The sequence below is a fragment of the Streptomyces sp. TRM64462 genome (assembly GCF_013362995.1).
Lineage (GTDB): Bacteria > Actinomycetota > Actinomycetes > Streptomycetales > Streptomycetaceae > Streptomyces.
The window spans coordinates 112,366-139,363 of record NZ_JABWDV010000394.1 but is presented as its reverse complement, the minus strand read 5'-3'; the positions used below and the strand labels follow the sequence as shown (position 1 = coordinate 139,363).

21 protein-coding genes are annotated in these 26,998 nt (G+C 72.4%); 16 read left to right on the top strand and 5 right to left on the bottom strand.

Features of this window, described 5'->3' with window-relative positions:
• The 4 genes from HTZ82_RS23130 to HTZ82_RS23115 all read right to left on the bottom strand — a co-directional run.
• Positions 1-793: AfsR/SARP family transcriptional regulator (locus HTZ82_RS23130; RefSeq protein ID WP_175411374.1), on the bottom strand; the 793-nt coding region annotated here is incomplete at its 3' end.
• Positions 794-874: 81 nt separating this feature from the next.
• Entirely contained in the window at positions 875-1,927 is a 1,053-nt protein-coding gene (locus HTZ82_RS23125; RefSeq protein ID WP_175411373.1) for an AsnC family protein, read from the bottom strand.
• Between the two features lie 103 nt (positions 1,928-2,030).
• Complete coding sequence (locus HTZ82_RS23120) at positions 2,031-2,219, bottom strand: hypothetical protein (RefSeq protein WP_175411372.1); 189 nt, start codon at positions 2,217-2,219, stop codon at positions 2,031-2,033.
• Positions 2,220-2,431: 212 nt separating this feature from the next.
• Entirely contained in the window at positions 2,432-2,731 is a 300-nt protein-coding gene (locus HTZ82_RS23115) for a hypothetical protein (RefSeq protein WP_175411371.1), read from the bottom strand.
• Positions 2,732-2,880: 149 nt separating this feature from the next.
• Between HTZ82_RS23115 and HTZ82_RS23110 the strand changes: the two genes are divergently transcribed.
• The 16 genes from HTZ82_RS23110 (at position 2,881) to gntA (ending at position 26,433) form a co-directional block, all read left to right on the top strand.
• Entirely contained in the window at positions 2,881-3,876 is a 996-nt protein-coding gene (locus HTZ82_RS23110; protein ID WP_175411370.1) for a LuxR C-terminal-related transcriptional regulator, read from the top strand.
• A 189-nt stretch (positions 3,877-4,065) separates the two neighbouring features.
• A complete protein-coding gene (sbnA, locus tag HTZ82_RS23105) occupies positions 4,066-5,142 on the top strand; it encodes a 2,3-diaminopropionate biosynthesis protein SbnA (RefSeq protein WP_254712043.1) in 1,077 nt (358 codons plus the stop codon).
• A gap of 24 nt (positions 5,143-5,166) precedes the next feature.
• The gene (gene sbnB, locus HTZ82_RS23100) at positions 5,167-6,177 is read left to right on the top strand and encodes a 2,3-diaminopropionate biosynthesis protein SbnB (protein ID WP_175411369.1); all 1,011 of its coding nucleotides are present in this window, start codon (positions 5,167-5,169) and stop codon (positions 6,175-6,177) included.
• 2 nt (positions 6,178-6,179) lie between these two features.
• Positions 6,180-6,428 (top strand): MbtH family protein, encoded by a 249-nt coding sequence (locus HTZ82_RS23095; RefSeq protein ID WP_175411368.1) that lies wholly within the window; start codon positions 6,180-6,182, stop codon positions 6,426-6,428.
• Positions 6,425-7,195 (top strand): thioesterase II family protein, encoded by a 771-nt coding sequence (locus HTZ82_RS23090; RefSeq protein WP_175411367.1) that lies wholly within the window; start codon positions 6,425-6,427, stop codon positions 7,193-7,195. The genes HTZ82_RS23095 and HTZ82_RS23090 overlap by 4 nt, the downstream gene beginning before the upstream one ends.
• 13 nt (positions 7,196-7,208) lie before the next feature.
• Positions 7,209-12,254, top strand: a complete 5,046-nt coding sequence (locus HTZ82_RS23085; protein ID WP_175411366.1) for a non-ribosomal peptide synthetase — start codon at positions 7,209-7,211, stop codon at positions 12,252-12,254.
• Positions 12,255-12,304: 50 nt separating this feature from the next.
• The gene (locus HTZ82_RS23080; RefSeq protein WP_175411365.1) at positions 12,305-13,597 is read left to right on the top strand and encodes an ATP-grasp domain-containing protein; all 1,293 of its coding nucleotides are present in this window, start codon (positions 12,305-12,307) and stop codon (positions 13,595-13,597) included.
• An 18-nt stretch (positions 13,598-13,615) separates the two neighbouring features.
• On the top strand, positions 13,616-14,635 hold the full coding sequence (locus HTZ82_RS23075; RefSeq protein WP_175411364.1) for a diiron oxygenase: 1,020 nt from the start codon (positions 13,616-13,618) through the stop codon (positions 14,633-14,635).
• A 10-nt stretch (positions 14,636-14,645) separates the two neighbouring features.
• On the top strand, positions 14,646-15,869 hold the full coding sequence (locus HTZ82_RS23070; RefSeq protein ID WP_175411363.1) for an MFS transporter: 1,224 nt from the start codon (positions 14,646-14,648) through the stop codon (positions 15,867-15,869).
• Positions 15,866-17,128 (top strand): ATP-grasp domain-containing protein, encoded by a 1,263-nt coding sequence (locus HTZ82_RS23065; protein ID WP_175411362.1) that lies wholly within the window; start codon positions 15,866-15,868, stop codon positions 17,126-17,128. The genes HTZ82_RS23070 and HTZ82_RS23065 overlap by 4 nt, the downstream gene beginning before the upstream one ends.
• Positions 17,129-17,234: 106 nt before the next feature.
• On the top strand, positions 17,235-19,928 hold the full coding sequence (locus HTZ82_RS23060; RefSeq protein ID WP_175411361.1) for an aldehyde dehydrogenase family protein: 2,694 nt from the start codon (positions 17,235-17,237) through the stop codon (positions 19,926-19,928).
• Entirely contained in the window at positions 19,925-21,805 is a 1,881-nt protein-coding gene (locus tag HTZ82_RS23055) for a thiamine pyrophosphate-binding protein (protein ID WP_175411360.1), read from the top strand. The genes HTZ82_RS23060 and HTZ82_RS23055 overlap by 4 nt, the downstream gene beginning before the upstream one ends.
• A gap of 10 nt (positions 21,806-21,815) precedes the next feature.
• Entirely contained in the window at positions 21,816-23,096 is a 1,281-nt protein-coding gene (gene fabF, locus HTZ82_RS23050) for a beta-ketoacyl-ACP synthase II (RefSeq protein WP_175411359.1), read from the top strand.
• Positions 23,086-24,543, top strand: a complete 1,458-nt coding sequence (locus tag HTZ82_RS23045) for a condensation domain-containing protein (RefSeq protein WP_175411358.1) — start codon at positions 23,086-23,088, stop codon at positions 24,541-24,543. Before fabF ends, HTZ82_RS23045 begins: the two co-directional genes overlap by 11 nt.
• Entirely contained in the window at positions 24,543-25,346 is an 804-nt protein-coding gene (fabI, locus tag HTZ82_RS23040; protein ID WP_175411357.1) for an enoyl-ACP reductase FabI, read from the top strand. The genes HTZ82_RS23045 and fabI overlap by 1 nt, the downstream gene beginning before the upstream one ends.
• Positions 25,336-26,433, top strand: coding sequence for a guanitoxin biosynthesis heme-dependent pre-guanitoxin N-hydroxylase GntA (gene gntA, locus HTZ82_RS23035; RefSeq protein WP_175411356.1), 1,098 nt, complete (start codon positions 25,336-25,338; stop codon positions 26,431-26,433). Before fabI ends, gntA begins: the two co-directional genes overlap by 11 nt.
• 6 nt (positions 26,434-26,439) lie before the next feature.
• On the opposite strand, the gene HTZ82_RS23030 is transcribed toward gntA, so the two are convergent.
• Positions 26,440-26,952, bottom strand: a complete 513-nt coding sequence (locus tag HTZ82_RS23030) for a hypothetical protein (protein WP_175411355.1) — start codon at positions 26,950-26,952, stop codon at positions 26,440-26,442.
• Positions 26,953-26,998 lie beyond the last annotated feature (46 nt).

The window sequence follows — 26,998 nt, the reverse complement described above, 5'->3', positions numbered from 1 at the left end:
GCGGGCGTAGGACGGACTCGTCCGACTGGAGGATGGCCGTGTGCAGCGCCTGGAGTTCGGGGGAGGGGTCGAGCCCGAACTCCTCCGCGATCCGCCGGCGGGCGCGCTGGTAGACGCGGAGCGCGTCGGAGCGGCGGTCCGTCCGGTACAGCGCCGTCATCAGGTGGCGCAGGACGCCCTCGTCGGTGGGTTCGAGCGCGGCGCGCGAGGTCAGTTCGCCCAGCAGCTCGTGGTGGCGGCCGAGATGCAGGTCGGCCTCGATGCGCAGGTTGTCCGCGCTGGTGTGCAGTTCGTCGAGGCGGAGCGCCTCCGCCTCCAGGACGGCTCCCTTGCGTACGTCGACCAGCGCCGCGTCCCGCCACAGGGTGAGCGCGGCGGCGACGGCGTCGCGGGCGCGCGGGACGTCCCCGGCTCGGAACTCCCTGCGGGCACGGGCGATCAGGGGCTCGAACCGCAGGGCGTCCACATGCTCCGCGGGGAGCGCAAGGTGGTAGCCGCCGTCCACGGTGCTGAGCACGGGCCGGGCGGTGCCCCGGGCGTGGCCGCCGCTCCTCGGGTTGCCGAGCTCGAACCGCTTCCTGATCTGGTACACGTACGTCTGCAGGGCCGTGTGGGCGCTGACCGGCGGGTGGTCTCCCCAGAGCTCCTCCATGAGCTGCTCGGACCGCACCACCCGGTTGGCGTTCAGCGCCAGCAGCGCCAGCGTCTGACGGACCTTCTGGGCGGCGGGGGCCGCGTTGACGCAGCTCCCTCCGGTGTGGACCTCGAACGGCCCCAGAAGATTGACTCGCATTGGCTCTCCCCGTTCTCCCCGTATCCGGCCGTGCCGGACCTGTCGGCGCCTGCCGGTCTGCCGGTCGCCGGTCTGCCGGCCCTACTGGAGTTCCTTGGCGAACAGCTCCCAGCTCTGCGCGTAGACCTGTGCCAGCCGGGCGGCGGCCTCCCTGCAGTGCGGGGGCAGGCTGGCGGCGATGCCCTCCCGGTGCCGGGACAGCGCGGCGCCCGCCTCCAGCAGCCGCAGGAACGACCGTCCGGTCTCGTTGAAGCGCAGCGCGGGATCGCGCCGCAGCATGCTGTGGATCTCGGCGAGGTCCGGCGGCTCCTGCCGCACGGCGGCCGCCGTCACCGTCGCCGTCGCCGTCGCCGTCGCCGTCACCGCCGCCGTCACCGTCGCGGCCGCCTCGGGCGAGCGCCCACCGCCGGTGGCCGTCCCGTCCGCGCCCGTACCGCCGGATGCCGTGCCGCCGTCGCCGGACGTCATGCGCCGGCGTACGTCCGCGACGGTGGCCGGCGAGACGCCCGCCTCCCGTGCGATCCGGCGCAGCGACGCCGTCGGGTTCTCACGGAGCAGCGCTGCCGCCCGTTCGCGTCCCCGGGCGGGCTCCAGCGGCCGGGCCCGGCCGTCGCGGCCCACGCGCTTGGCGCCGGGTCGAGCGGTGCCGAACAGCCCCCGCCGGATCTCGGCCGTCTTGCCGGCCGACAGGCCCGCGACCGAGGCCACGGCACGGTCGGACCACTCGGGGTGGACGGCGAGGATACGCGCGACGGCCGCGGTGCGCTCCGCCATGGTCAGGGGCAGGCCGTGCGTGACGTTCAGGGCCACCGCCAGGAGGCGGCCGTCCTCCGCGCTGCCGTCGAAGAACCGTACGGGGATGGTGTCCCGGCCCCGCAGCCGCGCGGCCCGCAGCCGGTGGATCCCGTCGACGACGGTCATGGAGGCCCGGTGGACGACCACCGGCGGCAGCGTCTCCCCCATGTCCCCGATCTCCGCGAGCGTCCGGCAGTGGCCCGGGTCCTCGACGGTGTGCCGGGGGGACTCCACGACCTTCAGGGCGGCGACCGGCACGTACTCGACGGGCGCGTCGAGCAGTTCGTTCCGCAGGCGGAGCAGACGGTCGGCGTCCGTCCGCCGCTCGGCCACGCCCACGGCGGCTCCCTCGACAGGTCGCACAGGGCCCACGACCGGTCCCACGACCGGTCCCATGCCAGGTCCCACGACCGGTCCCATGACGGCTCCCACGGCCGGTCCCTTACTGCCAGCCCGCGTCGTCCGACGCGGTCCGCGGCGCCAGCTGTGCCGTCGTGCCGTCGACCGGCTGCGCGGCGACCGGACCCTGCCAGCCGGCGTCGTCCGTGTTGCCGACGGTCAGCGCCTGTGCCCCCGTCACGCTCATCGCCATCGCCAGCACCGCCGCGACCGCCGCACCGAAACAAGCCACTCGACGCATCGTCGTCTCCCCTTGAGCTCTCTTACGTGAACCGCCGGTCTGGTCGGACCGACACCTGAATTTCACCTGTGCTCGAGAGCGGTGAGAAGACGTTTCGGGGTGGGCAGAGCGGTCATGTCCGCATGCGGACACGGCGGGGTTACGTCGCAGGTCAGCGGGGTGTCAGTGGGGGGTCAGCAGGGGGTGCGGGGGACCGGAACGCATCATGGAGTCCGGTCCAGGGTCATGGCCAGCTCCGTCGAGAGGAGGGGCCAGCCGCCGAGCCGCGGGCGGGCCGCGACGGCTCTCCACCACGTCACTCGGGCCGCCGCCTCGGCTTGTTCCGGACCATCGGCCGCCACGTAGAGACCTACGACCAGTCCGTGCCCGTCCGCCGGATGCACGGTGACATGGCGGACCACGCCGGAGCCGGGTCGTACGGCGTCGGTGACGACCGCCGCCGTGTCCTCGGGGAGCGGCAGGCCGACCGGATGGGGCGCGAGATGGAGGTGGATGAGGTACATCGCATCACCTGTCGAATCAAAGGGGAGAGAAGTGGTGAGAAGTGAAGAAAAGGGCGATCCTCGTTACAGCCGCCGTCCCCCTGCAATCGTGTTAATGTGCAAAGCATTTCGGCATTTACACGGGGACCAGGCGTCCAGGGGAGATCACCTTGCTTTCTGGACTGGGTATAGACGCGGCTTCCGAGGCCGTGTACCGGGCGATGCTCGCGCGCCCGGAGGGAAGCGTCGAGGAGTGGGCCGAAGACCTGGGCCTGCCGGAGAGCGACGTGCGCGACGCATTGGACAGGCTGAGCCGTCTCGCGCTGGTCAGACGTTCAACAGTGGACCGATCCCAGGTGCGTCCGGTGAACCCGCTACTCGGCCTTGAGGCTCTTCTCGCGCAGCAGCAGGCCGAGTTGGCCGCACACCAGCAGCGGGTCGAGGCCAGCCGCGCGGTGGTCGCGGAAACCATCGCGCAGTTCGCCCATCAGCACGCTCCCGGAGCGGGGTCGGGATTCCTGTACCTCTCGGGTGTCGACGCCATCAGGGAACACCTCGAGATTCTGGCCAACGAGGTCAAGGACGAATTCCTCACCTTCGCTCCCGGCGGTCCGCAGACCCCGGAGAACATGGCCGCCTCACGCCCTCTCAACCTGCGGTTGCTCAATCGGGGTGTGCGGATGCGGACGGTGTATCTGGACAGCATTCGCCGTGACCAGCCCACCGTCGCCCACGCCGAATGGCTGGTCGCCCACGGGGCCGGGGTCCGTACCACCCCCACCCTTCCCAATCGCCTCATTCTGATCGACCGGCGCATCGCCCTCATCGCGACCGACAGCCGGAACACCGGGGCCGGCGCGGTCGTCGTCGAGAACCCGGGCACCATCGCCCTGATCCACGCGCTGTTCGAGACCGTCTGGCAGTCCGCGCAGCCCCTCGGGTCGCGTCCCGAGCGGGAGCCCGAGAAGCTGACCTCGCATCAGGCTGAGGTACTCCGGCTGATGGCGCAAGGGCTCACCGACGAGGCGATCGCCCACCACCTCGGCGTCTCGGCGCGCACGGTGCGCCGGACGATGTCGGCCCTGCTCACCACGCTCAACGCCAGGAGCCGCTTCCAGGCCGGTGTCCAGGCGGTACGGCTGGGGTATCTGCCCGGCGCCGAGTGACCCGCGCGGTCACACCGACGCCCCGTGCCGCACGCCCTGTGCCCCGTGCCGCACGCCCCGTGCCGCACGCCCTGTGCCCCGTGCCCCACGTCCCTGTTCAACCGGCCGCTGTACGCGGTTGAACAGCGGTCAGCGCACGCTTGAGTCGGGCTTGAGCCGGGGTTCGAGGCCGCGTGCCAGAGTCGCCCCATGCTGCAAAGGCGTGCTGATCAAACCCTGATCGACCGGATGAGCCGGCTCCGCGCCGGACTCACGGGTACCCCGCTGATTCCGCTCGCGGACGACACCTGCGACCTGGTCGCCAAGCTGGAATTCTGCAATCCGACCGGCAGCACCAAGGACCGGTCGGCGCTCTGGATTCTGGAACGGGCGATCGCCCGTGGTGACATCCACCGGAACACCACGGTGGTCGAGTCGTCGTCCGGCAACTTCGCTCTGGCTCTTGCCTTTTACTGCCGAATGCTCGGAATTTCCTTCGTTCCGGTCATCGACCCGAACTGCAACGCGGCCACCGAAGCGCATCTGCGGCTCCTGTGCCGCCGCGTGGAGAAAGTCTCCACGCGGGACGCGGCGGGCGGATATCTGAGGACCCGTCTGACGAGAGTGCGGGAACTGCTGAGGGAACTCGGGCAGGCCTACTGGCCCAACCAGTACGCCAACCCGGATGCCCGTGACGCGCACTACCACTTCACCGCCGGTGAGTTGATCGAGCAGGCCGGACCGCTCGACTACCTGTTTGTCGGCGTGGGCACGGGCGGCACCATCGCGGGGGTCTCGCACCGCGTCAAGGAGGCCTTTCCCCACTGCGTGATCGTGGCCGTGGACACCGAAGGTTCGGTGATCTTCGGCGGGCCGCCCAAGAAACGGCGGATTCCCGGGATCGGCTCCAGCATCGTGCCGCCGCTCTGCGAACAGGCCCTCATCGACGACATCGAGATCGTGTCCGAGGTGCGCGCCGTCGAGGGCTGCCACGCGCTGGTCGCGGCGTACGGGCTCTTCGCCGGCGGTTCGACCGGCAGTACGTACGCGGCCGTCCAGAGCTACTTCGCCCGCAAGCCGCCCCGCCCGCACGGCCCCGGCGCGCGTCGCCCCAAGGTCGCCTTCATCGCCGCCGACCGGGGCCACGCGTACACCAAGACCATCTACAACCCCGACTGGTTCCAGCAGCTCCGCGCGGAAGAGGCCCTGGCCTCGGAGGCAGTCGCCTCCGGGTCACACGCCTCGGAGGCCATCGCCTCCCGCGTCGGCGCCCTGGTCGCGAACTGAAAGAGAACCGTTCCCGTGCCTTCCATGACTCCGACGCCCATGACGGTGATCGACGCGGGTGACGTGGCCGCCGAGATCGAGGGCAGCCGCCCGGAGATCCTCGACGTCGTCCGTGCCGCCTACCTGGCGCACGACGCCGGCCAGAGCTCCAACCCGCACAGCTCCTTCCTCCGCTTCCCGCACCAGACCCGGTCGCGCATCATCTCGCTCCCCGCCTACCTGGGCGGCGAGTTCGAGGTCGCCGGCAACAAGTGGATCGCCAGTTTCCCGGACAACACCCGGCACGGCATCCCCCGCGCGTCCGCCACGCTGATCCTCAACGACTGCGCCAACGGCTACCCGTTCGCCTGCATGGAGTCGTCGATCATCTCCGCCACCCGCACCGCGGCCTCCGCCGTGCTGGGCGCCGAGGTCCTCATCGGTGAGCGGCGCGCCCGCCGCGTCGGCGTCGTCGGCACCGGACTGATCGCGCAGCACGTCTGGAAGTTCCTGCGCGACCTCGACTGGGACATCGAGGGCTTCCGCCTCTTCGACCTCGACCGCGCCGCGGCCGAGCGCTACCGGGACGTCCTCGCCGAGCACACCGACGCGGACGTGCTGATCGCCGAGCGCGTCGAGGACGCGTTCACCGACTGCGACCTGGTCGTCCTGACCACCGTGGCCGGCGAACCGCACCTGCACGACCCGCGGCTCCTCGCCCACGCGCCGGTGGTCCTCCACCTGTCGCTGCGCGACCTCGGGCCCGAGGTCGTCCTCGCCGCGCAGAACTTCACGGACGACATCGACCACGCCGTACGCGAGCGCACCTCGCTGCACCTGGCCGAGCAGCGGACCGGCAACCGCGACTTCGTCGACGGCACGCTCGGCGACCTGCTCCAGCAGCGCCGGGTACGGCACCGCGGCCGGCCCGCGATCTTCTCGCCGTTCGGCCTCGGCGTCCTGGACCTGGCCGTCGGCAAGTGGGTGCACGACCGGGTCGTCGCGGCCGGCAAGGGCCGTCGGCAGACCGACTTCTTCACCGGTGTGGGGGTCTGACCATGAACAACACGACGGAAGACCGCTACCTCGTCGTCGTCAACCACGAGGAGCAGTACTCGATCTGGTTCGCGGACCGTGAGCTCCCCGCGGGCTGGGAGCCGGCCGGCAAGGACGGCGGCAAGCAGGAGTGCCTGGACCACATCGAGCAGGTGTGGACCGATCTGACGCCGCGCTCCGTACGGACCGGTTCTGCCCCTTCTGCCGGTTCTGCTGGTTCTGCCGGCTCTGCCGGGAGCGCGGTCCGATGAGCGCCGGGACCTTCACCACCGCCACCGCGCGGGAGGGCCTCGCGCAGCTGTGGCTGCGCGGCCTCGGCAGCCGGCAGGAGACCGCGCGCCACCGCCTCTTCGTCTTCCCGCACGCCGGCGCCGGTGCCTCCGCCTACCGGCTGGCCCCGCACGTCCCCGACACCGTCGAGGTCGTCACCGTCCAGCTCCCCGGCCGCGAGAACCGCTTCGCCGAGGACCCGCTGACCTCCGTGGACGCCGTCGTGGACGAGCTGGCGCCGCTGATCGCGTCCCGCACGGAGCTGCCGTTCGGGTTCTTCGGGCACAGCATGGGCGCCCTGGTCGCCTTCGCGGTGGCCCGTCGGCTCCGGACCATGGGCGCGCCGCTGCCCGCCCGGATGTTCCTGTCGGCGCTGCGCGCCCCCGACCTGCCGGACCGCGAGCCGCTGCACCACCTCCCGGACGCCGAGCTGCTCGACCGACTGGGCCGCGGCGAGTTCGCGGGCCTCGACCCGGAGCTCCAGGAACTGCTGCTTCCGCTGATGCGCGCCGACCTGACCCTGTGTGAGACGTACGCGTACGAGCACGAGGCGCCGCTGCCCTGCCCGTTCACCGTCCTGGGCGGCTCCGACGACGACACCGTCCGTGAGCCGGAGCTGGCCGCCTGGCACGACCACACATCGGCGGACTTCGAGCTGCGCCTCTTCCCGGGCGAGCACCTCTACGTACGCGGCGCGGAACCGCAGCTGGCCGAAACCATCATGCGCACCGTCCCCGCGTGGGGCTGAGAAAGGATCAGTCATGGCGTCGACCACCCTGGTCGCCCTGTGGGAGCAGCGCGTCGCGGAGGCTCCCGAATCGGTCGCCGTCGTCGCGGGCACGCGACGCGCGACCTACGCAGAAGTGGACCGCCGTGCCACGGCGCTCACGGCCGAGCTGCGGGCACGTGGCATCGGACCCGAGTCTCTGGTCGGCGTCTGCCTCGACCGGTCGGTCGACATGGTCGTGGCGCTGCTCGGCATCCTGAGGTCGGGTGCCGCGTACCTGCCGCTCGACCCCAGCTACCCGACGGACCGGCTGCGGCACATGACGGCCGACTCCGGCGCCGGACTCGTGCTGTGCGACGCGCGGCACCGCGAGCGGGTCCGGGAGATCGGAGCGGTCGGGACGCTGCTGGTGGAGGACGTCCCGGACGCCACCGATGTTTCACGTGAAACCGTGTCGGCCGGGCCGGTTTCACGTGAAACCGTGCCCTCCCGGCCCGCGCTGCGCCCCGATCACCTCGCGTACGTGATCTACACCTCCGGCTCGACCGGTCTGCCCAAGGGCGTGGCCGTCGACCACGGTGCGATCAGCTCCTTCCTGCGCAGCGTGGCCGAGCGCCCGGGGCTCACGGCGGACGACCGCGTCCTCGCCCTGACCCCGCTCTCGTTCGACATCTCGACGCTGGAGCTGTTCCTGCCGCTGACGGTCGGCGCGACCGTCGTCATGGCGCCCATGGCCGCCAACACCGACCCCGAGCTGCTGGCCGCGACGATCGAGGACGCGGACGTGACCGTCGTCCAGGCGACCCCGACGACCTGGCGGATGCTGGTCGCGTCCGGCTGGAGCGGCGGGCGCGGACGCGTCCTGCTGTCGGGCGGCGAGCCGCTCGACCCGCAGCTCGCCCGCGACCTGCTCGCCACCGGCGGCACGCTGTGGAACCTGTACGGGCCGACGGAGGCCACGGTCTGGGCCACCGCCGCCCGTATCGACGAGGCTCCCGACCGGATCACGGTCGGCACCGCCCTGTCCAACACCCGGCTCCACGTGGTCGGCGAGGACGGCCGTGAGGTCGGCCCCGGGGTCACCGGCGAGCTGTGGATCGGCGGCGAGGGCGTCGCGCGCGGCTATCTCAACCGTCCGGCGCTGACCGCGGAGCGCTTCGTCCCGGACGCCTTCGGCGGCGACGGAGCGGGCAGCACCGGCCGCCCCGGCACCGGGCGCCTGTACCGCACCGGCGACCTGGCCCGCTGGTCGCCCGACGGCACCCTGGAGCTGCTCGGCCGCAACGACCACCAGGTGAAGGTGCGCGGCTACCGCATCGAGCTCGGTGAGATCGAGGCCGCGGTCCGCAGCCACCCGCGCGTCGCGGACGCCGTCGTGGTCGTCGACCGCGCGGCGGCAGGCGGCGACCAGATCGTGGCGTACGTCGTCCCCGCCCCGGACGCGACGGGCGACGGCGGCCTCCCGCGCCAGGTCCGCGACCACCTCGCCGCGCGCCTGCCCGCCCACATGGTGCCCCAGGGCTACGGGCTGCTCGACGCCCTGCCCCGCACCCCGGCGGGCAAGGCCGACCGCAACGCCGTGCTCGGCACCCCCTACGAGCGCGTACGGGACACCGGCGCCTCTCCGCAGCCCGACGGCGTCCCGCTGCCCCCGCTGACCGAGGCCGTGCGCCGCGTGTGGGCGGAGGTACTCGGGATCGACGAGGTCTCCCCGTACGACGACTTCTTCGGGCTCGGCGGCCAGTCCCTTGCGGCGGTGCGTGCCGTGGCACGGCTGCGCGCGGAGCTCGCGGTGCCGGTCGACGTCCCGTCCGTGTTCGCCCACCCGACTCCCGCCGGCCTCGCCGCTGCCCTGGGGTCCCGCGAAGGCACCCAGGCGGCCGACGAGCCGATCCGCCCCGCCACGACACCCGGACTGTCCTTCGGCCAGGAGCGCATCTGGTTCTTCGAGCAGCTCAACGAAGGCGTCCCCGCCTACCACCTCCCCGTCGCCCTGTCCTTCCCCGGCGGCCGCGTCGACCTCCCGCGCCTTGAGGCGAGCCTGACCGCGCTGGTCCGCCGGCACCAGGCGCTCCGCACCGCGCTGGTCACCGTCGACGGCCGGATCCGCCCCGAGCCGCGCGACGCGGCGCCCGTCACGGCCCCGTGCACGGAGGTGACCGAGGAGGCCCTGGACTGCGTACTCACCGAGCGGATCCGCGTCCCCTTCGCGCTCGACCGGGCCCCCCTGCTCCGCGCCGACGTGCTGCGCACCCCCGAACTCGACGTCGTGCTGCTGACCATCCATCACATCGCCTGCGACGGCACGTCCATCGACGTGATCGTCCGCGAGCTCGGCGCGCTCTACACGGACCTCGCCGCACCGCTGCCCGAACTGCCGGTCCAGTACACCGACTTCGCCCAGTGGGAGCGGGAGCGGCTGACCGGCCCCGAGCTGGAGCGGCTCCTCGCCTACTGGCGGGAGCGGCTGGACGGCGTGCCTCCGCTGGAGCTGCCCACCAGCCGGCCCCGCCCGGCCGTCATGAGCCACCGAGGCCGCCGCGAGCTGTTCCACGTCCCTGCCGAGCTGGCCGACCGGGTGCGGGCGCAGTGCCGGGCCGAGGGCGTCACGCTCTTCATGGGCCTGCTGGCCCCGCTCCAGGTGCTGCTCGGCCGGTACGCCGAGGAGAGCGACGTCGCCGTCGGCACCCTCGTCGGCGGGCGGCCGCGCCCGGAGACCGCCGATGTCGTCGGCTACTTCGTGAACACCGCGGTCCTGCGCACCGACCTGTCGGGCGACCCGTCCTGGACGGAGCTGCTCGGCCGGGTGCGCGAGGTGGCGCGGGAGGCGTACGCGCACGCCGAGCTGCCGTTCGAGAAGCTGGTCGCGGAGCTGTGCCCCGAGCGCGACCTGAGCCGCAACCCGCTGTTCCAGGTGCTGTTCGCGCTGCACGAGGCGGCGCCCGCGGGCGTCCTCACGGAGCCGTACGACCGCAAGGACCTGGAGGGACGGCTCGGCACCGCCCGCTTCGACCTGGCCTTCGACGTCACCGACCACGCCGCCGACGGCGGGCACCTCAGCTTCTCCGTCGAGTACGCGACCGACCTCTTCGACCCGGACTTCGTCCAGGGCATCGGCCGTCACTTCCTCCGCGTCGTCGAGCAGATGGTGTCCCGTTCCGGGGCCCGGCTGTCCGAGCTGGAGATCCTGACGCCCGACGAGATGCGCGGCCTGTCCGGCGGTGACCTCGCCGAGCCGCTACCCGAGCCGAGCACCCTCGTACGGATGTGGGAGCGCCAGGTGCGGGAGACCCCGGACCAGGTGTGCGTCGTGGCCGACGACGGCCGGTCGCTGACGTTCGCGGAGACCGACCGCCGCGCCGCCGCCCTCGCCCGCGCCCTGCGCGCCCAGGGGGTGGGCCCGGAGCGGCTGGTGGGTGTGTGCCTGGAGCGCTCGGTGGAGCTGGTGGTCGCGCTGCTCGGCGTGCTGAAGGCGGGCGGCGCCTATGTGCCGCTCGACCCCGGCTACCCGGCGGACCGGCTTCAGTACCTGCTGGCCGACTCCGGCGTACGGCTCGTGGTCGCCGATCCGGGGCAGGCCTCGTCCGCCCTGTTCGGGGACGCGGTACGGATCGTCACGGTCGACCAGGCCGACCAGGTCGACCAGGACGGCGACACGGTGCCGGAGGCGCTCGGGGCGTTCGAGGAGGAGGCGCAGCCGCACCACCTCGCGTACGTCATCTACACCTCCGGCTCGACCGGCCACCCGAAGGGCGTCGCGATCACGCACGCCAACATCACCACGTTCCTCGCCTGGAACCAGCGGCTGTGCCGCCTCACCGGGCGGGACCGTGCGCTGCTCAACCACTCGGTGGCGTTCGACAACTCGGTCTGGGAGATCTTCCAGTGCCTGGTGTCCGGCGCGCAGCTCCACCTGGCGGGCCCGACCGCCGCGTACGACCCGGAGGCGTTCCTCCGGGAGGTCGCGGAGCGGGGCATCACCACGCTGAACGCGACGCCCTCGCAGATGCGGATCCTTCTGGAGTCCACCGAGGACACGGCGCGCAGGCTCGCCTCCGTACGGCTCGTCTTCACCGGCGCGGAGGCCGTGCCGCACGACGTGGCGCGGCGCATCCTCGAAGTGACCTCGCCCGGCTGCCGGGTCTTCAACGAGTACGGGCCCACCGAGGCGACCGTGACCTCCGCGTTCTGCCCGATCACCGAGGACCTGATCGACCGGCACGCCCACCGCCCGAGCGTCCCGTTCGGCAGAGCCACCGACAACGCCCGCCTCTACGTCCTGGACGCGCGGCTGCGGCCGGTCGTCCCGGGCTGCCGTGGCGAGCTGTACGTCGGCGGGAGCGCGGTCGGCCGCGGCTACCTGGGCCGGCCGGCCAGGACGGCGCAGGCCTACCTGCCGGACCCGTTCGCCGACGAGCCCGGCGCCCGGATGTACGCCACGGGTGACGTGGTGCGGCTGCTGCCGGACGGCAACCTGGTCTTCCTGGGCCGCAACGACCACCAGGTCAAGGTGCGCGGCTTCCGCATCGAGCTCGGCGAGATCGAGTCGGCGCTCCGCTCCCACGCCGCCGTCTCGGACGCGGTGGTGGCGGTACGCCGGACGAGCACGGGCGTCGAGCAGCTCGCGGCGTACCTCGTCCCGGAGGAGGGGGCGGAGGTCCCGGCCACCGCGGACCTGCGGGCGCACCTGGCGGACCGGCTGCCGCCGTACATGCTGCCGCAGAGCTGCACGGTGATCGACGAGATCCCGCTGACCCCGAACGGCAAGGTCGACCGTGACGCACTGCCGGAGCCGCGGCAGCAGGAGCGGCCGCGGCCGGCGGACTCCCGGGCCGCCGCCCCCCGCGTGCACGGCACCGAGCAGCAGTCGCTGGTCGCCGAGGTGTGGCAGGAGTGCCTGGGCTACGACGGCGGCTTCGGACCGGACGCCAACTTCTTCGACGTCGGCGGCAATTCGCTGGCCATCACCGCGGTCGCGGCCCGCCTGAGCGAACGCCTCGGGCGCCGGGTCTCGCCGGTCGTGGTCTTCCGGCATCCGACCGTCGCGGGCCTCGCGGAGGCCCTGGAGACGGCGGCGTGAAACGGCGACGTGAACAGGACGAGCAGGAACTGGAGCGGAGAGAGGCAGACATGACCCACACACGCAGAAGCGTCGTCCTGGTCGACGCGTACCCGTCGAGCTACGCGCTGGCGCAGGCCTTCATGGACGACGGCTGCGACGTCGTCCGCGTCCAGAGCACCGAGGACGTCCCGCAGTGCTACCGGGGCGCGTTCGACACGAGCGCCTTCCGCGACGACATCGTCCACGCCGGCGTGCTGAGCGACACCGTCGAGCGCGTGGCCAAGCACGAGCCCGTCGCGGTCGTCGCCGCCGGCGAGTACGGCGTCGAGCTGGCCGACCTGCTCAGCGAGACCCTGAGCCTGCCCACCAACGGCACCCGGCTGTCGCCCGCGCGGCGCGACAAGTTCGTCATGATCGAGACGATCAAGGCGGCCGGTGTGCGCGGCGCCCGCCAGCGGCTGGTCGAGAACCGGCAGGAGCTGCTGGACTTCCACCGCGAGGCCGGCGGCCGGATCGTGGTGAAGCCGCTGCGGAGCGCCGCGAACGACGGCGTGGCCGTCTGCGACACGCCCGAGGAGTCGGCGGCCGCGCTGGACGGCATCCTCGGCGGCACGACCGTCTTCTCGGAGACCAACACGGCCGCCGTGGCCCAGGAGTACCTGGTGGGCGGCGAGTACGTGGTGGACACGGTCAGCCGCGACGGCCGCCACCGGGTCACCGACCTCTGGAAGTACAGCAAGATGACGGTCCCCAGCGTCCGGGACCGCATCACCGGCGGCCATCTGATCCCGCCGGACGCCCCGCTGCGCCAGGAGCTCACCGACTACGCGTTCAGCGTGCTCGACGCCCTGGGCATCCGGCACGGGCCCGCGCACCTGGAGGTCATCGTCACCGCCGACGGGCCGTGCCTGGTCGAGATCGGCGCGCGGATCGCCGGCGCGAACACCCCGTACTACGCCGAGCTGGGCGCCGGGGAGTCGCAGATCGGCTGGACCGTGGAGGCCTATCTGCATCCGGAGCGGTTCCTCGCCACGTACGAGCGGCCGTACGAGATGCGGCGCCATGTGTCGGTGTCCTGGCCGACGGCGCCGGAGGCGGGCACGCTGCGCGCCTATCCGCTGCTGGACGTGGTCCGCGGCATGGAGAGCTTCAACAACGTGGAGACCTTCGTCCGGCCGGGGGGCGCCGTCGTCCGCACCGTCGACGACTCCACGAAGACCCTCGCGGTCGGGTTCGCCCACCCGTCGGCCGAGGTCGTGGAACGCGACTTCAACGCGATCTGCTACCTGGACGGCCCCGGGTTCTACGACATCGCCCCAGCCGATCCCGCCGACCCCGCCGCCCCCTCGGAACAGGCCTGAGTGACCACAGTGACCACTATGAACACGACCATCGACCCGGCCATCGACCCGGCCACCGCCCCCACCGCCGGCGGGTTCGTCGAGATCCCCGGCTTCCCGCCCTTCGACCCCACCGACCCGGTCGAGAACGCGGTCATCACGCGCCTCGCCGGGAACTGGCACCGGCGGGCGACGGTCAAGCGCAAGGAGCCCGAGCTGGAGGAGCTCTTCGACGCCGCACGCCCCGACTACCCGGAGCGGATCGTCCCGTTCGTCGGCCACCCGGTCTGGGACAACCTGCCGCCCGAGGTCCGCGACCGGATGCTGAGCTGGTCCTGGCTCGCGTACAACCGGCACACGATCATGGCCGAGCAGCGCATCGCCAACCCGGCCTTCGCGTACGTCATCGAGGGCGAGTTCCCGTCCCTCGGCGGGCCCGCCCTGGAGACGTCGCTGGCCCAGGCGATGGTGGACGAGCAGTACCACACGCTGATGCACCTCAACGCGAGCACGATCACCAAGCAGAAGCGGCGGATCACCGTCCCGGACACGGTCCTGCCCGCCCCGCACATCGTGCGGCGGCACGAGGAGCTGCGGGCCGCCTGCACCGAGTCGTGGGAGCGCAAGCTCACCACGCTCGCCTTCGCGACCGTGTCCGAGACGTCGATCAGCGCCTATCTGCACCTGCTGTCCGACGACCCGGACATCCAGGAGATCAACTCCACCACCGTCAAGCTGCACAACCGCGACGAGATCTGCCACTCGTCCATCACGGGCGAACTCGCCAAGACCGTCTACGACTTCCTCGACAAGGACCAGAAGAGGTTCTTCGTGGACACCATGCTCACCGGTCTTGAGGCGTTCGTCGCCAACGACTACCGGACCTGGCAGCACATCCTCACCATGCACGGCGTCGACGGCGCCGACCGGATGATCGCCGAGGTCCAGCACGACGCGGGCCGTACGAACCTGGTCCGCGACTTCAGCGGGCTGCGCGGTCTGCTGTCCGACATGGACCTGCTGGACCGGATCGACTGGCGCTGGGACGAAGAAGCCTAGGAGCTCACAGATGTTCTCCACCTATCGGCGGCTGTTCTCGGAACCCGGGATGCGGTCCCTCATGGTCATCGGGCTCCTGGCGAAGATGCCGGGGCTCGGTATCTCCTCGGTCCTGATCCTGCACATCGTGGGCAATCTGGACCGCGGATTCGGCGCGGGCAGCCTGGTCGCCGCGTTCTGGACGGCGGGCGCCGGTCTCGGCGCCCCCCTCCAGGGCCGCGGGCTCGACCGCTACGGCCTGCGGACGGTCTTCGGCCTGCTCGTGGTCGCGCAGGCGCTGTTCTGGGGCCTGGCGCACCTGCTGCCGTTCACGGCCCTGCTGGCCGCGGCATTCGTCGGCGGTCTCACGACCCTTCCGGCGTTCACGGTCATCCGCCTCGCCCTGGCCGGCATGGTGACCGACGAGAACCGGAACGCGGCGTACGCGGTCGACGCGATGACCACCGACGTCGCGTACATGGTCGGCCCGTCCGTCGGCATCCTGCTCGCCTCGACCGCGTCGCCGACGGTGGCGTTCCTCGCGATGGGCGGCCTGCTGGTGCTGGCCGGCATCGCGTACCTGGTGATGAACCCGCCGCTGCAGCGGGCCCGCCCCGCGGACGGCGCCAAGCCGGGGCTGCGGCACTGGCTGACGGCCCGCATGGTGTGCGCGCTCGGCGCCACGGTCGCCATCTCCATCGCCGTGGTCGGCTTCGAGGTCGCCGCCATCGGCACCCTCCAGCGGTACGACCAGCTCACCTGGGCCTGGCTGCTGCTGGTCCTCGCGGGCGTCGCCTCCATCGTCGGCGGCTTCCTGTACGGGGGGATGCGCAACCCGCCGTCGGTGTTCGCCGTGACCGGGGCGCTGGGCGTGCTGTGCCTGCCGATCGGGCTCGCGACCGAGTGGTACTGGCTGTGCCTGATCGCCGTGCCGGCCAACCTGTTCGTGGCCCCCGCGCTGTCGGCGAGCGCCGGCGCGATCAGCCGGCTCGCCCCGGACGACAGCAAGGGCGTGGCGCTCGGCACGTACGCCAGCGCGATCCTCGTCGGCAACGTGATCGGCTCGCCGCTGGCCGGCACGGTCATGGACCACGGCGGCCCCGCCGCCTCCTTCGCCGCCGTCGGCGCGACCGCCGCGGGCATCGCCGCGCTGGCGTGGCTCTGCGACGTACGGCTCCGCGCCCGGGAGGCGGACCCGGTGGCCGCCCGCACGGAAGAAACCGAATCTCTGGAGACCACGGGGGTACAGCTGTGAAGATCGCGATCGTCGACGGCTACTCGACCGGTGCCGTCCTGGTGCGGAAGCTCATCGAGCGGGGCGTGGAGTGCGTCCATGTACGGAGCCAGGAGATACCGCCGCCCCGGCTGCTGCCGTCCTTCGTACCCGGCCACTACAGCCACGACTTCGGCTACTTCCCCGACCGGGCCGACGCCGTGCGCACCCTCAAGGAGGCGGGCGTCGACCGTGTGGTGGCCGGCGCCGAGTGCGGTGTCGTCCTGGCCGACACGCTGGCCCACGAACTGGGTCTGCCGGGCAACGAGTTCGACGGTGTCGAGGCCAGGCGCGACAAGTACGCCATGGCCGAGCGCCTCGCCGCCGCGGGCCTCGCCGCACCGGTGAGCTTCAACGCGACGGACCCGGAGGCGGCCGCCGACTGGGCGGCGGCGGCCGGCGGACCGGTCGTCGTGAAGCCCGCCGCCAGCGCCGGCACGGACAACGTGCACGTCTGCCACACCGCCGACGCGGTCCGCTCCGCCTGCGCCGCCGTGCTGGCCGGCCTCGACTACTTCGGCAACCCGAACCCGTCCGCCGTGGTGCAGAAGTTCCTGTTCGGCACCGAGTACATGGTCAACACGGTCGCCGTGGACGGTGTGCACAAGGTGTCCGACATCTGGCTGTCGGCCAAGACGCCCGGGCCGACGGGTGCTCCCCTGTACGCGTACCAGCAGCCCCTGCCGGTCACCGATCCGCGCGTCGATGTGCTGACCGACTACGTGATCCCGGCCGTCACCGCCTTGGGCATCACGAACGGCGCCGCACACAGCGAGGTGATGCTGACCCCGGACGGGCCGGTGCTCATCGAGACCGGGGCGCGGCTCATGGGCGCCCTGCCGCCGGACCTGATCGAGCGGCACTCGGGCACGTCCCACGTGGAACTGCTGGCCCTCGCCCTCACCGACCCGGCCGCGTTCCACGCCTTCCGCGACCGGGACGTGCGCTGGAACCGGACCGTGCGCAACGTCTGGCTGATCAACGACCGCGCCGGCACGTCCGGGCCCTGGCACGGCGCCTTCGCGTCCCTGCCCACGTACGACCGGCTGGTCACGGGCGTCCGGGAGGGCGCCCCCGTGGGGCGTACCGTCGACATGGCCACCTCGCCCGGTTATGTCTCGCTCGTCGCGGACACGGAGGCCGAGCTGGACCGCGACCAGGCGGAGATCCGCGCCATGGAATCGGCCGGACTGTTCGTCTCTCCATCTCCGCTTGAATCCCGCTTGAGTCACGCCCTCTAGCGTCGTCCGCACCGCGCCGCCGGTGATGTGTCGCCGGCCCTTCCTGGCTTTCCCCGAACCCGCTCCGCCCTGCCGACCCGGTTCGTAGATTGGATGTGTTTTTCTGGTGCTGATCAGCCACAACGAAAGCAATCGCTCGTGGTCCGAGGTCAGGGCGTCCTGTGCGAGCGTCGTGCGCGAACTGCGGACACGCGGAGTCGACGGCTCCCACCGCGTCCTCCTGTCGTCCGCGAACTCCGCGGCCTCCGTACTCACCACGTTCGCCCTGATGGAGATGGGCGTCTCCGTCGGCCTTGTCGACCGCGGGGTGACGCCGAACCAGTTCGCGCGTCTCGTGGCGGAGGCGAACGCCGACTTCTTCGTCTCCGACCACCCCGAGACGGCGCCCGCCTTCGAGAAGCCCGACGCCCCGTGGATCCCGCTGCACGAGCTCGAAGCGGCCGCCGACGGGACCGCCGAAGACGCCGCCGAGCTGTCCTTCGACCGCTGGGCCCAGCGCTCCGACGCGCTCGTCGTCTGGACGTCCGGCAGCCTCGGCCGCCCCAAGGGCATCGTCAGGTCGGGCAGTTCGGTGCTGGCCAACGTGTCCCGCACCCAGGACAGGATGCGGTACACCGAGTCCGACGTCCTCCTGCCGCTGCTGCCGTTCACGCACCAGTACGGGCTGTCCATCCTGCTGCTGTGGTGGCAGGCGAAGGCCGGACTCGTCCTGCTGCCGAGCCGCCGCACCGACCTGGCCCTGGAGGCCATCGTGGACCGCGGCGTCACCGTCGTGGACTCGGTGCCCGCCGTGTACGAGGGCATGCTGCGCCTGCTCGACCGCGGCCGCACCGGCACCGCGCTGCTGGAGTCGGTGCGGATGTGGTGCGTGGGCGGCGAGCCGCTCCAGGACGACCTCCAGCGCCGCTTCACCGACCGTATGGGCAAGCCCCTCCTGGACGGCTACGGCAGCTCGGAGGCGGGCAACATCGCGCTGGCCTCGCCCGACAACCCGTACCACTGCGGCCGGCCGCTCAGCGGCATCAAGGTGACCGTCGTCGACGACGAGGACCGCCCGCTCCCGGCCGGCCAGGTCGGCGAGGTCATCGTCCACACGCCCGACATCATGGTCGGCATGCTGGAGCCGGGCGGCCGCGTCCGCGAGAGCCAGCGGACCGTCCACCGCACCCAGGACCTCGGCTTCCTCGACGAGGACGGCAACCTGCGCGTCCTCGGCCGCAAGGCCGCCGTCCACCGCTTCGGCAACACCCTCTACCCCGACGCCATCACCGCCAAGGCCAGCGAGTGCGGGCGGCCCGTGCGCGTCGTCCCGGTCGAGAACGGGCGCTTCGGGACCGACCTCGTCTTCGTCGTGGCCGACCCGGAGGAGCGCCCGGCCGCCCACTGGCGCCGCGTCTTCGCGGAGCTGGTCGCGGAGTACGAGCAGCCCAACAAGGTGCTCGTGGTCGCGGAGTTCCCGGAGCACACCAACGGCAAGGCCAACCTGACCGCGCTGCGCTACATGGCGCAGGCGGCCCTGCGCAACCGCTCGTCGGACGAGTCCGGCGGGGCCGGCCGGTCCGGTGAGGCGAAGAAGGCCGACGCCGATGCCGGCAAGCCCGCCGGGCCCGCGATCCCTTTCGCGGACCGGATCACCGTCCTCCAGGACGTGGCCCGGCTGCTGAGCGAGCGCCGCACGGAGATACTCGGCATCCTCACCGAGGTCTGCAACCACCGCACCGCCGTGGACGAGATCGACGCCTCCATCGAGGCTCTCGAAGGCGCGGTCGCGGAGGTGTCCCGGCACAGCCCGCCCGCGGCCCGGCAGACCGCCGTGCTCATGCCGTCGAACATCCCGCTGTACGGCTACATCCTGTACGTCGTCATCCCCAGCCTCTACAGCCAGAAGATCGTGTTCCGGCCGTCCCGGATGATCGACGCCCAGACCCGCGCCCTGCACAAGCTGATCGGCACGGTCCACGACCTTCCGGTCGTCCTGGATGACAGCGGCCAGCGCGAGTTCATGGACAACGTCGGCAAGAAGTCCGACGTCGTCGTCTTCACCGGCTCGTACGAGAACGCCGAGTCGATCCGCGAGCAGCTGCCGCCCGAGACCGTGTTCTGCTTCTTCGGCCAGGGCATCAACCCGTTTGTCGTGGGCGCCGACGCCGATCTGAACCGGGCGGTCGACGGCCTGATCAAGGTGCGCATGCTCAACTCCGGGCAGGACTGCTTCGGACCCGACGTCGTGTTCGTGCACACCTCGGTGAGCGCCCAGTTCTGCAACCTGCTGGCGCGCCGCGTCGACGCCCTGCGGCACGGCACACCGGACGACGCGTCGGCCGACTACAGCGCCATGTTCTACGACGAGGCCTTCGAGTCGACGCTCGACTACCTGCGCAGCAAGCGCGAGTTCGTCGCCGCGGGCGGCCACATCGACTTCATCGACCGCCATGTCCGCCCGACCGTCCTGATCCACCCCACGGACACCCTGTTCCTGCCCCCGGAGATGTTCGCGCCCGTCTTCAACGTGGTGCCGTTCTCCTCCGAGGAGTGGCTCGGCGATGTGCTGCGCCACCCGTACTACGCGGAGCGCGCCATGGCGGCGTCCGTGTTCGGGTCGATGCCGGACACCGTCGAAGCCCTGCGGGACCGCCACATGGTGAGCGTCGACCAGACGCTCATCGACATCGAGGACGGCAACAAGCCGTTCGGTGGCCGGGGCATCCGCGCCAACTACATCGCCGTCGGCCGCAAGCGGCACACCGAGCCGCTTCTGCTGTCGAAGGCCGTCGCCGACTACCTGCCGGGAAAGCCATGAGCAACACGACCACCCCTTCCGCTGCCGCCGCCTGGGGCACCGCCGCCGCGGTCCTGCACGCCTCCGGGGTACGGACCGTGTTCGGTCTGCCCGGCGACGACATGTACGCGCTCGAAGCGGCCCACGATGCCGGCATCCGCTTCGTCCTCTGCCGCGACCAGCGCAACGCGCTGTTCATGGCCACCGGCTGGGCCATCCAGTCCGGTGAGGTCGGCGTCGCGGTCGTCGGCAAGGGGCCCGCGGTGACCAACACGGTCACCGGCCTCCTCGAATCGTCCGCGTCGGCCGCGCCGGTGCTGCTGCTGAGCGGTGGCACCGGGGCACAGCACCGCGGCAGCGGGGCGTTCCAGGAACTCGACCAGCTCGCCGTGGTCGCCCCCCTCGTCAGGTACGCGGCCCGCGTCGACCACCCCGACCGCCTGGTGCCCACCCTGCACCGGGCCCTGCTGGTGGCCCGCCACGAGCGCGGCCCCGTGTACGTGGAGCTGCCCGAGCACCTGCTGGCCGAGGCCGCCACGGCGGCCGCGTCCGGGGCCCTGGCCGCGCCGGCCGTGGCGGCCAGGGCGGAGACCCCGTACGAGATCGTGGCGCAGGGCGACTCGGCCGCGCTGCGGGCCGTGCGCGCGGCCCGCCGCCCGGTGCTGCTGGTCGGCGGCGGCATGCGGCACGCGAACGGCGGCCGCGAGGTGGAGCGGCTGGCCGAGCGGCTCGGCGCGGCGATCTTCTGCACCGCCTCCGGGCGGGGCGCGGTGGACGAGGCGTCCCCGCTGTTCTGCGGCCTGGCCGGCCTGTATACGCAGGAGCAGGCGGCGCGGCTGTGGGCGGAGACCGACTGTGTCGTGGCCCTCGGCAGCCGCCTGGAGGAGACCGCCACCTTCCAGTGGCCGACCGCCGTCGGGCGTGACGTCCCGGTCGTCCAGGTCAATGTGGCGGCCTCCGACTTCGCGACCGCGTTCCAGGGGCCGAAGGTGCTGGCGGACGCCGGCGCGACCGTACGGTCCTGGCTGGCGCACCTCTCCCGGGAGGACTCCGGCGCCGGTGTTTCACGTGAAACGGGCTCGCCCGCTGATGTTTCACGTGAAACAGGCTCCCTCGCTGATGTTTCACGTGAAACACCCCGCGTCGCCTCCGCCGCCTCCACCGCCTCCGCCGCCTCCATCGAGGCCTGGTCCACGACCGTCCGCGCCGTCCACGCCGAGCTGCACGCCGCCCACCGCGAGCTCCTCGACGAGCAGGCCCGCTCACCCGAGCTGTACATCGCCGAGGTGCTGCGCGCCCTGGACGCCGAGCTGCCCGCCGACCGCATCCTGGTCCAGGAGAACGGCCTCCAGGACATGTGGTCGTACAAGTACCCGCTCTACGCCTGCGCGGACGGCGCCGGTTCCGTCGTCCCGTCCGAGCAGACGAGCCTCGGCTTCGGCGCGGCGGCCGCGCTGGGCGTGAAGCTGGCCGCGCCGGACCGCCCGGTGGTCGCGTTCGTCGGTGACGGCGCGTTCGCCATGGCCGGCGCCGACCTGCCCACGGCGGTCACGCACAGCGGCGGCCTGCTGTACGTCGTGCTGCGCAACGGCGGCTACGGCTGGCTCCAGGTGCAGCTCGACCAGCGCGAGCACCCGGTGGGCGACCACGCGTTCCTCGACCCCGAGGCCGTACGCGCCGAGGCGCCCCAGCTCCCGGGCCTGCACCAGGTGACCGTACGGGACAAGGCGTCGCTCGCCGATGACGTGGCGCGTGCCTGGGAGAAGTGCGCGGCCGGCGAGGTCGTCGTGCTCAACGTGCCGGTACGCACGGCCGACGCGATGTTCGGCGCGGACGTCGCCGGCGGCGACTTCCCCGTACTCGGGGAGCCCGTACTCGGGGAACCGGGCGAGGAGTGAGGGGAAGACAGTGGCCACCACACACACGACGACCGGCGGCGGCCGCAAGGTCGTGATCACCGGCTGGGGCGCCGTCACCCCGCTCGGCCTGTCCGTCGACGAGACCTGGTCCGCGCTGACGGCGGGGCGGAGCGGCATCGCCCCGCTCACCGGCGTCGACACCACGGATCTGACCACCCGCTTCGGCGGCGAGGTCAAGGACTTCGACCCGTCCGCGCACCTGAAGCCGCCGCGGGCCCGGCGCATGGACACCTACGCGCAGTACGCCTTCGCGGCCGCCGCCGAGGCGGTGCGGCAGGCGGGCCTCGTCCTCGACGAGGACACGGGGCAGCGGGCAGGTGTCCTGATCGGCAGCGGCTACGGCCCGATGGCGTCCCACGCCCAGCACGTACGGACCCTGGACGAGCAGGGCCCGCGCAAGGTGAGCCCCTTCGCCCAGATCACCGGGGCCATCGACAGCGCGGCCTGCGAGATCAGCTTCGAGTACGGAATGACCGGGCCCACGCGGGCGATCAGCACGGCCTGCGCGTCGGGCGCGGACGCCATCGGCGAGGCGGCCCGCTGGATCCGGTACGGGACGGCCGACGTGGCCGTCGCGGGCGGCGCCGAGCACATCCTCAACCGACTGGACCTGGCCAGCAGCGGAAACGCCCGCGCCCTGTCCACCCGTAACGACGCTCCGGCGGAGGCCTCGCGCCCGTTCGACACCGGCCGGGACGGGTTCGTCATGAGCGCGGGCGCCGGCGTGCTGGTCCTGGAGTCCGAGGAGCACGCCCTGGCCCGGGGCGCGACCATCCTGGCCGAGCTGGCCGGCTACGCCTCCACGTCGGACGCGCACCACTGGACGGCACCCCACCCGGAGGGCCGGGGGGCCCGTACCGCCATGGCGGCGGCCCTCGCGGACGCCGGGCTCCAGCCGGCCGACGTCGACTACATCAACGCCCACGGCACGTCCACCGTGGCCAACGACCGGACCGAACTCGACGCCATCCGCGCCGTCTTCGGCAGCCACACGGAACGCATACCGATCAGCTCGACGAAGTCCATGACCGGCCACATGATCGGCGCGGCGGGCGCCGTCGAGGCCATCGTCGCGGGCCTGGCCATCCGGAACTCCGTCGTCCCGCCGACGATCAACTGCCACGACCCCATCGACCAGGACGTGAACTTCGTGCCGCACCAGGCGCAGGAGCACCGGGTCGAGGTGGCGATGAGCAACTCCTTCGGCTTCGGCGGCCACAACGCCGTCCTCGTCCTGCGCGCCCACCGGGAGGCGACCCGTGAGCACTGACCCCACGAACAGGAACAGGAACAGGAACAGGAACACCGAAAGGGCGACCCTGCCCGCGTACGGCATGCCGGTGCGCGGCCTCGCCAACGGCGAGGTGGACGCCGACGGCTACCTGCGCAGGAACCCGGCGGACAAGCCGTGGAACCTGTTCCGGATCCGCGGCCCCCTCGACGCCGAGCGGCTGGCCGCCGCCGTGGAACGGGTCACGCTGGCCACCGACGTCCTGCATCTGCGCCTCCGCGCGACGGACGCCGGCCCCCGCCTCGTACGACGCGAGCCGGCACCCCTGAAGCTGGAGATCATCGAGGTGCCGGCGACGGTGACCGACGGCCGCCTCGCCCCGGAGGCGGCGGCCGTCCTGGCGCCGGTGCTGTTCGACAAGCCGGACCTGCGGGAGGACCCGGCGGGCCGCGTCTGCCTCCTCCGCTCGCCGCAGGACGACGAACAACTCCTGGCCTTCGCCTTCGACCACTCGGTCATGGACGGCTGGGCGCTCGGCCTGCTGACGCGCGCGGTCGCCGGCGCCTACCGCTCGGGCGACTACACCCCGCGCGGGCGCGGCTTCGAGGCGTTCGTCGAGGACCTGCCCGACGAGGAGGTCCGTCAGGAGAGCCTCGCCGGGTGGCAGGACCTGCTCGCCCCCTATCCGCTCCCCGGTCCGCGGATGCACATGCCGGGTGCGGGGCCCGACCAGCCCGACTCCTTCATCGGGGACGGCCACTTCGACGGTCCGCTGCCCGCGCGGCTGGCCGCCGACCTGACGGAGGCGGTCGCCCGCACCGGCCTGAGCCGCGCCGAGGTCCTGTTCGCCGCGACCGCCCTGGCGGCCGGCCTGTGGTCGGACGGCCCGCAGCCGCTGCTCAGCCTGCGGCACGGCCATACGCGGCAGGAGGACGTCCTGGTCATCGGGCCGCTCGTGGAGCCGTGCGTGCTGCTCCCGCCCAGCCCCGAGCCGGCGACCGTCGGCGACTGGATCGCCGCGCACTGCCGCGCCAACGAGGCCCTACCCGCCACGTACGGGCGCTCCATCCGCGAGGTCGCCCCGCTGGCGCCGCGCAACGTGGGCGTGAACATCCTCCCTCCCGCGCGCCCGCTGCCCTTCGGCCCCGGTACGAAGGCGGTGACCGCGTCCCGCGCCTTCCTCGCCACGCTGTGGCAGGACGAGCGCCCCGCGGGTCCGTCCACGGCGGCCGTCTGGATCGACTACTACATGGACCGCCCGGACAGCGTGGAGGTGACGCTCACCTACGACACGCGCGTCCTGCCGTCCCCGGAACCGCTGCTGGACACCCTCGCGGAAGTGGTCACGGCGGCCGCGCACGAGCCCGACTTCCCCGTGACGGTCCTGCGCGCCCACACCGGCGCACCGACACCAGTGCCGGCACCGACACAGACACCGGCACGGGCACCGGCACCGGCGGAGATCCCGGAGAGGCAGGCCGCGTGATGGCCGGACCCGGCCTCCTCGAAGGGAAGACCATCCTGGTCACCGGTGTCCTGACGGACCGTTCGATCGCCTTCCACGTGGCCCGCGCGGCCCAGGAGCAGGGAGCGAGGGTCGTCCTCACCGGCTACGGCCGCCTCTCCCTGGTGGAACGGATCGCCAAGCGCCTCCCGCGGCCCGCCCCGGTCGTCGAGCTGGACGTCACGGACGACGAGCACCTCGCCACGCTCGAAGCCCGCCTCCGCGAACACGTCGACCACCTCGACGGCGTCCTGCACGCCGTCGCCTTCGCCCCGCCCGGCGCGCTCGGCGGCAACTTCCTGAGCACGTCCCGCCAGGACGCGACCACCGCGTTCGAGGTCTCGACGGTCTCGCTCCAGGCCCTGACCACCGCGCTGCTCCCCCTCATGACGAAGGGCACGTCTGTCGTCGGCCTGGACTTCGACGCCCGCCAGGTCTGGTCGGGCTACGACTGGATGGGCGTGGCCAAGGCGGGCCTGGAGGCCTGCGCCCGCTACCTGGCGGCGTACCTGGGGGAGCGGGGCATCCGCGTCAACCTGGTGGCCGCAGGCCCGCTCCGTACCCCCGCCGCCCTCGCCACGTACGGCGACGCGACGGATCCGGCCGGGTCGGAGGGCGAGTGGGACCGGCGCGCCCCGCTGGGCTGGCGCTCCACGGACTTCGACCCGGTGGGCCGGGCCTGCGTGGCCCTGCTGTCCGACTGGTTCCCGGCGACGACCGGGGAGATCCTGCACGTCGACGGCGGCGCCCACGCGATCGGGGACGGTGGGTTCCGTGGCCGCTGACCCCTCTCAGACCGCCGACCCTCCTCAGACCGCCGACACCGTGGGCCCCGTCGAGGTGACGCGCGAGCGGATCGCGGAGTTCGCCGACGCCATCGGCGACCCGAACCCCGCCTACCGCTGCCCGGAGGCGGCGCGGGCGCTGGGCCACACGGACGTGATCGCACCCCCGACGTTCGCCGTACGCCTGGCCGCCCAGGCCGAGGCGCTGGTCCTGGCCAGGCATCCGCTGGGCCACGACTACACGTCGGCCGTCCACCTGTCCCAGGACTACCGCCACCTCCGCCCCATCCGGTCCGGCGACGTCCTGACGGCCGAGGCCCGCCTGGTCCAGGCCCGCGAGGCCATGGACGGCGCCCTGGCGACCGTGGAGGTGGAGGTCACGGCGGCGGACGGCCCGGTCACCGTCTCCACGGCCCGCGTCCTGTCCCGCGAGCGCCGCACTCCGTACGAGGCGCTGGCGGAGTTCGTCGGCCGCGACGACTTCGTCTGCCTGGGCGCGAAGGCGGCGGTGCGCCGCGAGTCGCTCGTCCACCACCACTGCGGAGAGCTGGGCGGTGAGGAGGGCGCCGCGCACACCCTCACCCGGCTCACGGAGTTCCTGGCCGCCTTCGAGCCGTCCCCTCGCAGCTTCACGTCCTTCGTGGCGACCTTCGACTCGCTCCCGGACATCACGGAGGAGACGTTCGAGGAGCGGGTCTGGCGCCACCTGCAGACCATGCACGACGAGGACAGCCGCCACCACGCGTGGAGCGACCTGTACGACTCCGATCCCGCGTCCAGACGGTTCGCGTTCTCCGTGGCGGGCCATCCGCTCTTCGTCGTGGGCCTGCACCCCGGCGCGTCCCGGCCGAGCCGCCGCTTCGGCATGCCGGCCCTGGTGTTCAACTCGCACCTGCAGTTCAACGCCCTGGGCCGCGACTTCTTCAAGCTCCGCAAGAAGATCCGGCAGCGCGACCACACGTTCCACGGCTCCGCCAACCCCAGCCTGCTCACCTACCGGGACGAGGCCCGCCACTACAGCGGCCGTATGACGGAACCCGAGTGGTCCTGCCCCTTCACGCCGCGGCAATCCCCCTCGGTCCCCTGAGGCCCCTCAGGCCTGTCGGTCCCCCGGGTCCAGCAGCCACTCCAGCACCGCCTCCCGCTCGGCGGGCCTCGGGTCGGCGTCGGGACCGACCGACCGCCACCAGTCGGTGAGCAGCGACGGGCTCAGCTCGCCCGTCACGAAGCGTTCCAGCAGCCGGTGCGACAGCGCGACCTCGCGCTCCGTGTACGCCGGCCAGGCGGCCGAGGAGACGGCGTGCTCACCGGCCCCGCCGGCGTACGTGACCTCCACGGTCATCTGCGGCGGGACGTCGGGCCCACCGAAGCCGGCCGCTGCCGTCGCCACGCTCACCGCCGTACTCAGGCCGCGCCGGAACGCCGAGCGTACGGGCGCGTCGGGCACGACCACCCGCTCCACCCGGGTCCACTCCAGGGGATCGGCGGGCGAGACACCGACCGCTTCCAGCCCCTCGTCCGTAAGCCGTACCCCCGTGCCCTTCTTACCGGGCGGGGCGCCGAGCCAGCACCCGTCCCGGTCGATCCAGAAGAGCCCGACCATCACACCGTCACCGTCACGGCTGCCCGATGATCCACCGTCAGACTGTCCA

What these genes read in the sequence shown, in the direction of transcription:
- HTZ82_RS23055 (WP_175411360.1), top strand. Translation starts at nt 19,925, where the DNA reads ATGAGCAACACGACCACCCCTTCCGCTGCCGCCGCCTGGGGCACCGCC.
- HTZ82_RS23115 (WP_175411371.1), bottom strand. Translation starts at nt 2,731, where the DNA reads ATGTACCTCATCCACCTCCATCTCGCGCCCCATCCGGTCGGCCTGCCG.
- HTZ82_RS23090 (WP_175411367.1), top strand. Translation starts at nt 6,425, where the DNA reads ATGAGCGCCGGGACCTTCACCACCGCCACCGCGCGGGAGGGCCTCGCG.
- HTZ82_RS23080 (WP_175411365.1), top strand. Translation starts at nt 12,305, where the DNA reads ATGACCCACACACGCAGAAGCGTCGTCCTGGTCGACGCGTACCCGTCG.
- HTZ82_RS23070 (WP_175411363.1), top strand. Translation starts at nt 14,646, where the DNA reads ATGTTCTCCACCTATCGGCGGCTGTTCTCGGAACCCGGGATGCGGTCC.
- sbnB (WP_175411369.1), top strand. Translation starts at nt 5,167, where the DNA reads ATGACTCCGACGCCCATGACGGTGATCGACGCGGGTGACGTGGCCGCC.
- HTZ82_RS23075 (WP_175411364.1), top strand. Translation starts at nt 13,616, where the DNA reads ATGAACACGACCATCGACCCGGCCATCGACCCGGCCACCGCCCCCACC.
- sbnA (WP_254712043.1), top strand. Translation starts at nt 4,066, where the DNA reads ATGCTGCAAAGGCGTGCTGATCAAACCCTGATCGACCGGATGAGCCGG.
- HTZ82_RS23085 (WP_175411366.1), top strand. Translation starts at nt 7,209, where the DNA reads ATGGCGTCGACCACCCTGGTCGCCCTGTGGGAGCAGCGCGTCGCGGAG.
- fabI (WP_175411357.1), top strand. Translation starts at nt 24,543, where the DNA reads ATGGCCGGACCCGGCCTCCTCGAAGGGAAGACCATCCTGGTCACCGGT.
- HTZ82_RS23095 (WP_175411368.1), top strand. Translation starts at nt 6,180, where the DNA reads ATGAACAACACGACGGAAGACCGCTACCTCGTCGTCGTCAACCACGAG.